Origin of the sequence: Streptomyces sp. SID3343, from assembly GCF_009865215.1 — a bacterium.
GTDB lineage: Bacteria > Actinomycetota > Actinomycetes > Streptomycetales > Streptomycetaceae > Embleya.
The window spans coordinates 1-7,171 of record NZ_WWJX01000867.1 but is presented as its reverse complement, the minus strand read 5'-3'; the positions used below and the strand labels follow the sequence as shown (position 1 = coordinate 7,171).

Here is a 7,171-nt window from a genome sequence, read left to right as displayed (position 1 = left end):
CCTACATCGCCTACGAACACGCCTGCACCCACCAGAACATCGCCGCCGGCGAACACGTGCGCTGGCTCCCCCGCAGCCGAGCATCCGACCTCCTCCTCCCCGGCAACGACCTGTGGGTCATGGACGACCGACTCGTGCGCTTCAACCTCTTCACCGGCAACGGCGAATTCCTCCACCACGTGGACCTCCACAGCACCGCCCTGGCGAAACAGTGCACCGCTGCCTTCGATGCGGTGTCGGAACGGGCCCTCCCGCACGAAGACTTCGAGATCTGACCCCGACCCGCCAACGGGCGCGGTGGGTGCCTTTTCCAGATGCCGTGATCCCTTTCAAGCAGCGCAGCAACCGCCCTCCGCCGGCCGGGCCGCTGAGAGGCGGTACCGGCCGGTGGGGGTGGGCATTGGCCGGCGGTCACCGTGATCGGGGAGGGTCGGGGCCGTTCGTGGCGAGTGGGAGCCCGGCCGAGATCGGTTGGCGGCCGGTGCCGGCCTTGGGGGCCGGTTCTACTTCAGGTGTCGGGTAAAGAACTGGGCTGCGGCGTCTCCCGCGAACTGCGGAACGCCGGTGTGGCCGCCCATGTTGGCGTTCAGCGTCTTCTCCTTGGAGCCGAAGGCGTCGAACAGGTCCAGGGCCGCCTGCCGGTCGTTGCCCTCGTCGTCCCACTGGAGCAGGACGTGCAGCGGGATGGTGACCTGCCGGGCCTCCTCGAACGAGGCGCGCGGCACGAAACTTCCCGCGAACAGAACGGCGGCCGAGATGCGCGGTTCGACCAACGCCAGCCGGGTCCCGATGGCGATCACTCCCCCCGAGTACCCGACCGGGCCGTCGATCTCGGGCAGTGAGAGGAGGGCGTCAAGGGCGGCCTGCCATTCCGGGACCGCCTTTTCGACCAGCGGGAGGACGAGCCGGTCCACGATCTCCTCGGCGACCGGCTCGCCGGCCTCCAGCGCCCGGCGCAGGTCGGCGCGGGCCTGTTCGGCGGCGGCGGAACGGGGCCGGTCACCGCTTCCGGGGAGTTCGATGGTGGCCGCGGCGAAGCCGTCCGCCGCCGAGTGCCGGGCCCGGCCCGCCAGCCGGGGGTACATCTTGTCCAGGCCACCGGGGTGGCCGACCAGGATCAGCGGCGTCGGCGTGGACGCGGACGCGGATGCGGGCGTCCACAGGATGCCGGGGATCTCGCCGAGGGTGAAGGTGCGTTCGAGGACGCCGTCGTCGAGGCGCTGCTCGGATGTGAAGGTGAGTCGCATGGTCGTGCCTTTCGGGAGAGCTCTGAAACGGCGCTCCCGGACGACCTATCGCCCGACCGTGACCCCGAAGGGGAGCACCCGTGTCGATACTGCGTTCACGGGTACCACCTCCTCGATCTCTCGCACGGCCTCCGGAAAGGTAGCAGCGGTCGCCGTGGGCCGCCACCGGGTTTACGGGGGCTCCGTGGCCGGGTGCAGCCGGCCCGCGGGTCGCTCCACCGATCGGCGCCGTGAGTTCGTCGAAGCCGGAAGCCGATGCGGAGCAGATCACCGGACGGGGCACCGAACGAACAGAACACCGGGCAGGTCACCGAACAAACAGGACACCGCGCAGGACACCGAACAGGGCATCAAGCAGGGCATGGAGCACGGCACCGAGCAGCGCCTCGCGCGGCGGGAAGTGCCTCGGCAGGGTCGCGAGCCCGACGCCGGCTCTGCGCGAAGATCGCCCCGAGGGCGGCGACGGCGCCGTCCTCGGGGCTCGATCGGGATGGTCAGCGGCGGGTTTCGATCTTCAGGTCGCCCTGGGTCACCTCGCGCATCCGGTCACTGGCGAGCAGGTCGTGCGGGTAGCCGAGTTGGATCGCGGCGGCCGCCTCCAGGCGGGCCAGTTGAGAGGCTGTGAAGTCGACCTCCAGGGCGCCCAGGTTGTCCTCCAGTTGGGCGAGCGTGCGGGCGCCGATGAGCGACGCCGTGACATCCGGGTTCCGCAGGGTCCAGGCCGGCCCGACCTGGGCGGTGGTGCGGCCCAGTTCCGTGGCGACCCCCTTCACCGCGTCGGCGATGTCGAGGTTGCGTTCGGTGAGACCGCCGTTGGCGATGTTGAAGTTCTTTCGGGTGCCGTCGTCGACCGCGGCGTTCGTCGCGTTCAGGTCGCCGCGGCTGTACTTGCCGGTGAGTACCCCGCCGGCCAGTGGCGAGTAGGGCCCCACGCCCAAGCCCATCTCGCGGGCCATCGGGATCAGGTCACGTTCCCCGCCGCGCTCGATCAGGTACGGGGCATGACGACCACCACCGTGGACACGACGCACGAATTGGCCGCATTCCTGCGGACCCGGCGCGAACGCCTGGACCCGCTCGATTTCGGCCTGCCGTCGCGTCGGCAGTCCCGGCGGACCCCGGGGTTGCGCCGCGAAGAGGTCGCCGAGCCGGCCGGGATCAGCATCGACTACGTTGTGTGGCTGGAACAGGCCCGCGGGCTGCGGCCCTCGGCGGACGTGGTGGAGGCGCCGGCCCGGGCGCTGCGGCCGGCCCCCGACGAACGCGACTACCTCTTCGACCTGGCCCGGCAGCGCCGCCGCGGTGCCGACAAGCCGGCCACCACCGCGACGGCGCCGCCGGCCGGGCTGGTCGCCGACCTGTCGCCGCTGCCGGCCATGCTGATGAACCACCGCTACGACATCCTGGCCTGGAGCAGCGAGATGGCCGGGTTGCTCCTGGATTTCGACACCCTGCCGCCGAAGCAGCGCAATGCGATGTGGCTGTGCCTGCTGCATCCGCAGATTCGCGAGTTCTATGTCGACCGGGACCGCGTCGTACGCGAGGGGGTCGCCCACTTGCGGGCCGCGTGGGCCGCGCATCCGGAGGATCGGGCGTTGACCGAACTCATCGCCGAATTCGGCACCCGCAACGAGGAGTTCGCGCGGTTGTGGGCCGAGCGGGACATCAACGTCAACGGCACCGGGCACAAGGTGCTACGGCATCCCGAAGTCGGAACGATCGCGGTGCATTTCGAAGTGCTCGTGCCACTTCAGGATCCGGACCAACGGTTGATGATCTGCCGCGCGGCGGACGACGAGAGCCGGTCGGCACTGGACCGGTTGCGCGGACGGTGACGTCGTCGTACCGACGTCACCGTGTGTCCTTCCGTGGGTTCTCCATAGTGCTCCGGTCGAACCCCTCGCCGACGATCAGATCGGCGCGTCGTCGGTCGGCGAGGGCAAGGCGCACGGACGCAGGACCATGAGCGACCCCTCCAACGTCGCCACCATGGCGAAGGGGAACCGGTCGAGCTCAAGGCAGAGTGCGACGTCATCGGGATGGACTCCCCGACGCACCCGCTGCGCCAATTCGGCGGCGGCACGTGACGCCGCGGCACGGCGGAGAAACTCGGCAGCATCGGTCTCGGCCCCGGTTCCGACGCCGGCGGCTCTCCGGGCGATGTACTGAGCGCACGCCAGGTCCTCCTGGGCCTGTCCGTCCTCGCCGGTGACCACGAACGTGACCCTGTCACTCGCCCGTGCCCGCAGGAGCCGAGCCGTTGCCTCCGCCACCACGAAGCCGGCACACAGCACCAGCGGCGCTTCCTTGACCGCGAGGGCACCGACCGTCCCCGCCGTGGTCTTTTGTACGACGGTCCGTCCGCCGAGGTCGACGGACCGCAGCAGGCCCGGCGAGTTGACCATGTCGAACCCGGGCGTGGGCGGACCGTCCTTGAGCGCCACCCAACCCGGGTGGCGAGCCTTGAGCGCCAGAGCCTCGTCCGGCGACTCGGCCAGAACGATCTTCTCCGCCCCCCGGGCAAAGGCCCAGGCGGCCACGGTGAAAGCACGCATGACGTCGACCACGACCGCCACGGACGGGACTTCGACCAGATCGGCGATACCGACGAAACGAGCGTCCATGCCGGTCATGCTCGCGCATGCCCCTCGGCCGCACCACCGACGACAGCGTTCAATCGCTGCTCGGCCGCGCTCGTTGCGGTCGGGCGTGCTGCCGCAACACATGCACGACACGGATCACCGCGAGCACACCGGCCGTCCACCTGCCCGCCACGAACAACGACTCGTCGACGGCCGAAGGGAGATCCCACACCCACGCCGGCCCGGCGATCACCGCGAACACCACGACCGCCAGAAAACCGGCACTGGCCAACGCGTACGCGATCTCGACGGTGACGACATCCCGCTCGGCCGAACTCCGAGGCCCTGTCCACATGCCCACATCATCGCAGCCCCGACCCACGATCACCTCGACTCGCACTCCACGAACACGAAGCCCACCGACCCATCGCGGTCGAGGCCGCGACGCGCTCGTGTTGCCGGCGGGGTTGGCGAAGGCTTGCTGAGTGTTCGCTGAGTGTGCCGGGGTGGTGTGTGTGGGATTCGGCCCGGACGGGGGCTTCGGGGACGCCGGACCCAGCGGACGTTCGGGAAGCTTGCAGTGGCGCGCCACTCGGGGCCGGCACGGTGCGCCCATGAGTCGATATGGATCGTGCCGACGAGCGGCGCGTCATCGGATCGGGGAGGCCGCCGGATGATCGAGATCGAGTCGCTGACCAAGCGGTACGACGGGAAGGTCGCCGTCGACGACCTCAGCTTCACCGTGCGCCCGGGGCGGGTGACCGGGTTCCTCGGCCCCAACGGCGCGGGCAAGACCACCACCATGCGGATGATTCTGGGCCTGGACGCCCCATCCTCCGGGACCGCCACGGTGGGTGGTCGAAGGTACGTCGACCTGCCGCGGCCGATGTGCGCGGTGGGCGCGCTGCTCGACGCGAAGGCGGCGCACCCGAGCCGAACCGCGCGCAGCCATCTGGTCTGCCTGGCCCGCAGCAACGGCCTGCCGGCCCGACGTGCGGACGAGGTGCTGGCGCTGGTCGGCCTGGAAGGGGTCGGGGGCAAGCGGGTCGGGCAGTTCTCGCTCGGGATGAGTCAGCGGCTGGGGATCGCCGCCGCGCTGCTCGGCGACCCGGGGATCCTGATGTTCGACGAACCGGTGAACGGGCTCGACCCGGAGGGCATCCGCTGGATCCGACACTTGATGAGGCGGCTCGCCGAGGAGGGCCGCACGGTACTGGTGTCGAGCCACCTGATGAGCGAAATGGCGCTCACCGCCGACCACTTGATCGTGATCGGACGCGGCCGTTTGGTGGCGGACAGCAGCCTCGAGGAGTTCATCGAACGCAGTTCCACCCGCTCCGTGCTGGTGCGCACCCCGTTCGCCGACGAGTTCGCCCGGGTGCTGACCGCGGTCGGGGCGACGGTACGGGTGGACGCGACGGGCGCGCTGACGGTGTCCGACCTGGAGGGCCTGGAGATCGGTCGGCACGCCGCCACCCACGGGGTACCGCTCGCGGAGTTGACGCCGCAACGGACGTCCCTGGAAGAGGCGTTCATGGAACTGACCCGCGACAGCGTCGAGTACCACGTGACGGACGGAGCGGTCGGATGAGCGCCGCGAGCGATACCCGGGACCGAGACCGAGACCGAGACCGAGACGGAGAAGGGCGTCGAGACCGAGACCGCACCCACGTGACCGACCCGGCCACCGGGGCGCCGCCGCGCCCGTACCGGTGGGCGGACGTGGCGTATTCCGAGTGGTCGAAGCTCTGCTCGTTGCGCTCCACCGCGTACACACTGCTGGTGACGATCGCGCTCGGCGTGGGCCTGGGACTCCTGCTGAGCGCGGCCGGCGCGGCCGGGTTCAAGGACGCGAGCGCGGCCGACCGTCTCGACTTCGACCCGACGGCGTCCAGCACCAAGAGTTACCTCTTCGCCCAATTGGCGCTGGGCGTGCTGGGTGTCCTGGCGGTCACCTCCGAATACGCCACGAAGATGATCATGCCCAGCGCGGTGTCCGTGCCTCGTCGGTCCTGGCTGTTCGGCGCGAAGGCCGCGGTGTTCGCCGGGGTCGCCCTCGTGGTCGGTCAGGTCGTCGGATTCGCCGCGTTCTTCGTCGGACAACCGGTGCTGAAGGCGCAGCAGGTCCCATACGTGAGCCTGGGCGATCCGCACGTGCTGCGCGCGGTCTTCGGCTGCGGCCTCTACCTCGCCGCGATCGGCCTGCTCGGGGTCGCGCTGGGCACCCTGTTGCGGGCCACGGCCGGCGCGCTCGCCGTACTGATGTCGTTCACCCTGCTCGTGCCGACCCTGACGACCGCACTGCCCGGCTCGTGGGAGACGAACGCGCAGAAGTGGTGGCCCACCAACGCCGGCAGCCGAATCATGGCGGTGCATCGCGATCCGGACATGCTCGGCCCTTGGGCCGGTTACGCGATGCTGTGCGTATGGGTCGCGGTGATCCTCGCGTTCGCCTTCGCGCTCTTCCGCCGCCGCGACGTGTAGGAAGCGGACGGCGGACGGGCAAGTGTCGGACGGGCACGCGACGACGGGGGCTGGGCATGAGGGGCGGCAATCACGGCGGGGCCGGCCGGTCGAGGGCCGGAGCGGATCTGCTCCTGGTGGTGGAGGACGAGCCCACCGTGCGTGAACTGCTGTCGGCGAGCCTGCGCTTCTCCGGCTTCGCGGTCGAGTCCGCGGCCACCGGCGACGAGGCACTCGCCATCGCCGGGCGCGACCGGCCCGATCTGGTCGTGCTGGACGTGATGCTGCCCGACATGGACGGCTTCGAGGTGCTCCGGCGCCTGCGCGAACAACGCGGCGGCGCGGCCGTGCCGGTGCTCTTCCTCACCGCCCGGGACGACACCGCCGACAAGCTCAACGGGTTCCTCGTCGGCGGCGACGACTACGTCACCAAGCCGTTCCAACTCGACGAACTGATCGCCCGGATCCGGGCGATCCTGCGCCGGGTTCGCGGCGAGAGCGCCGCCGAGGGCACGCTGAGCGTCGCCGATCTGGAGATCGACGTGACCGCTCATCTGGTCACCCGGGCCGGGCGGACGATCGACCTGTCACCGACCGAATTCAAGCTGCTGCGCTACCTGTTGGAGCACGTCGACCAGGCCTTGGACAAGTCCCGAATACTCAACGACGTGTGGCGCTACGACTTCGGCGGTGACGCGGGCATCGTGGAGTCGTACATCAGTTGCCTGCGCCGCAAGGTGGACCATGTCGAGCCGAAGCTGATCCACACCGTGCGCGGGATCGGGTACGTGCTGCGCAGGCCACGGCCGTGACGGACGCCGACGCGCGGCGCGCCACCGACGTGAGCGCCGCGCGGTCCGCCGGTGGCGGACCCGGCCG

General features: G+C 70.3%; 9 protein-coding genes and 1 pseudogene. 5 read left to right on the top strand and 5 right to left on the bottom strand.

Features of this window, described 5'->3' with window-relative positions:
- Window positions 1–275, top strand: a 275-nt coding sequence (locus GT354_RS27085; protein WP_161358997.1) for a DUF6879 family protein, incomplete at its 5' end; no start/stop codon positions are given.
- Window positions 276–503: 228 nt separating this feature from the next.
- Here the strand turns inward: GT354_RS27085 and GT354_RS27080 are convergent.
- From GT354_RS27080 to GT354_RS27070, 3 genes and pseudogenes are all read right to left on the bottom strand, one after another.
- The gene (locus GT354_RS27080) at window positions 504–1,247 is read right to left on the bottom strand and encodes an alpha/beta hydrolase (protein WP_161358996.1); all 744 of its coding nucleotides are present in this window, start codon (window positions 1,245–1,247) and stop codon (window positions 504–506) included.
- A 364-nt stretch (window positions 1,248–1,611) separates the two neighbouring features.
- Window positions 1,612–1,689: pseudogene (locus tag GT354_RS54540) on the bottom strand (TetR family transcriptional regulator); the annotation flags it as partial.
- Window positions 1,690–1,741: 52 nt separating this feature from the next.
- Window positions 1,742–2,278 (bottom strand): aldo/keto reductase, encoded by a 537-nt coding sequence (locus GT354_RS27070; protein ID WP_346012190.1) that lies wholly within the window; start codon window positions 2,276–2,278, stop codon window positions 1,742–1,744.
- Between GT354_RS27070 and GT354_RS27065 the strand changes: the two genes are divergently transcribed.
- Entirely contained in the window at window positions 2,249–3,082 is an 834-nt protein-coding gene (locus GT354_RS27065) for a helix-turn-helix transcriptional regulator (RefSeq protein WP_161358995.1), read from the top strand. The two genes, GT354_RS27070 and GT354_RS27065, sit on opposite strands and share 30 nt — an antisense overlap.
- A gap of 75 nt (window positions 3,083–3,157) precedes the next feature.
- On the opposite strand, the gene GT354_RS27060 is transcribed toward GT354_RS27065, so the two are convergent.
- Together GT354_RS27060 and GT354_RS27055 are read right to left on the bottom strand one after the other, a co-directional pair.
- On the bottom strand, window positions 3,158–3,871 hold the full coding sequence (locus tag GT354_RS27060; protein WP_346012189.1) for a 2-phosphosulfolactate phosphatase: 714 nt from the start codon (window positions 3,869–3,871) through the stop codon (window positions 3,158–3,160).
- 49 nt (window positions 3,872–3,920) lie between these two features.
- Entirely contained in the window at window positions 3,921–4,184 is a 264-nt protein-coding gene (locus tag GT354_RS27055) for a DUF6332 family protein (protein WP_161358993.1), read from the bottom strand.
- A 318-nt stretch (window positions 4,185–4,502) separates the two neighbouring features.
- Between GT354_RS27055 and GT354_RS27050 the strand changes: the two genes are divergently transcribed.
- From GT354_RS27050 to GT354_RS27040, 3 genes are all read left to right on the top strand, one after another.
- Window positions 4,503–5,420 (top strand): ATP-binding cassette domain-containing protein, encoded by a 918-nt coding sequence (locus GT354_RS27050; protein ID WP_161358992.1) that lies wholly within the window; start codon window positions 4,503–4,505, stop codon window positions 5,418–5,420.
- Window positions 5,421–5,500: 80 nt separating this feature from the next.
- On the top strand, window positions 5,501–6,313 hold the full coding sequence (locus GT354_RS27045; protein WP_161358991.1) for an ABC transporter permease: 813 nt from the start codon (window positions 5,501–5,503) through the stop codon (window positions 6,311–6,313).
- 56 nt (window positions 6,314–6,369) lie between these two features.
- Complete coding sequence (locus GT354_RS27040; RefSeq protein WP_161358990.1) at window positions 6,370–7,104, top strand: response regulator transcription factor; 735 nt, start codon at window positions 6,370–6,372, stop codon at window positions 7,102–7,104.
- Window positions 7,105–7,171: the final 67 nt, after the last annotated feature.

Bases quoted from the DNA above. Each gene is read 5' to 3' on its own strand.
- GT354_RS27080 (WP_161358996.1), bottom strand. From the start codon at position 1,247: ATGCGACTCACCTTCACATCCGAGCAGCGCCTCGACGACGGCGTCCTC.
- GT354_RS27060 (WP_346012189.1), bottom strand. From the start codon at position 3,871: ATGGACGCTCGTTTCGTCGGTATCGCCGATCTGGTCGAAGTCCCGTCC.
- GT354_RS27050 (WP_161358992.1), top strand. From the start codon at position 4,503: ATGATCGAGATCGAGTCGCTGACCAAGCGGTACGACGGGAAGGTCGCC.
- GT354_RS27065 (WP_161358995.1), top strand. From the start codon at position 2,249: ATGACGACCACCACCGTGGACACGACGCACGAATTGGCCGCATTCCTG.
- GT354_RS27055 (WP_161358993.1), bottom strand. From the start codon at position 4,184: ATGTGGACAGGGCCTCGGAGTTCGGCCGAGCGGGATGTCGTCACCGTC.
- GT354_RS27040 (WP_161358990.1), top strand. From the start codon at position 6,370: ATGAGGGGCGGCAATCACGGCGGGGCCGGCCGGTCGAGGGCCGGAGCG.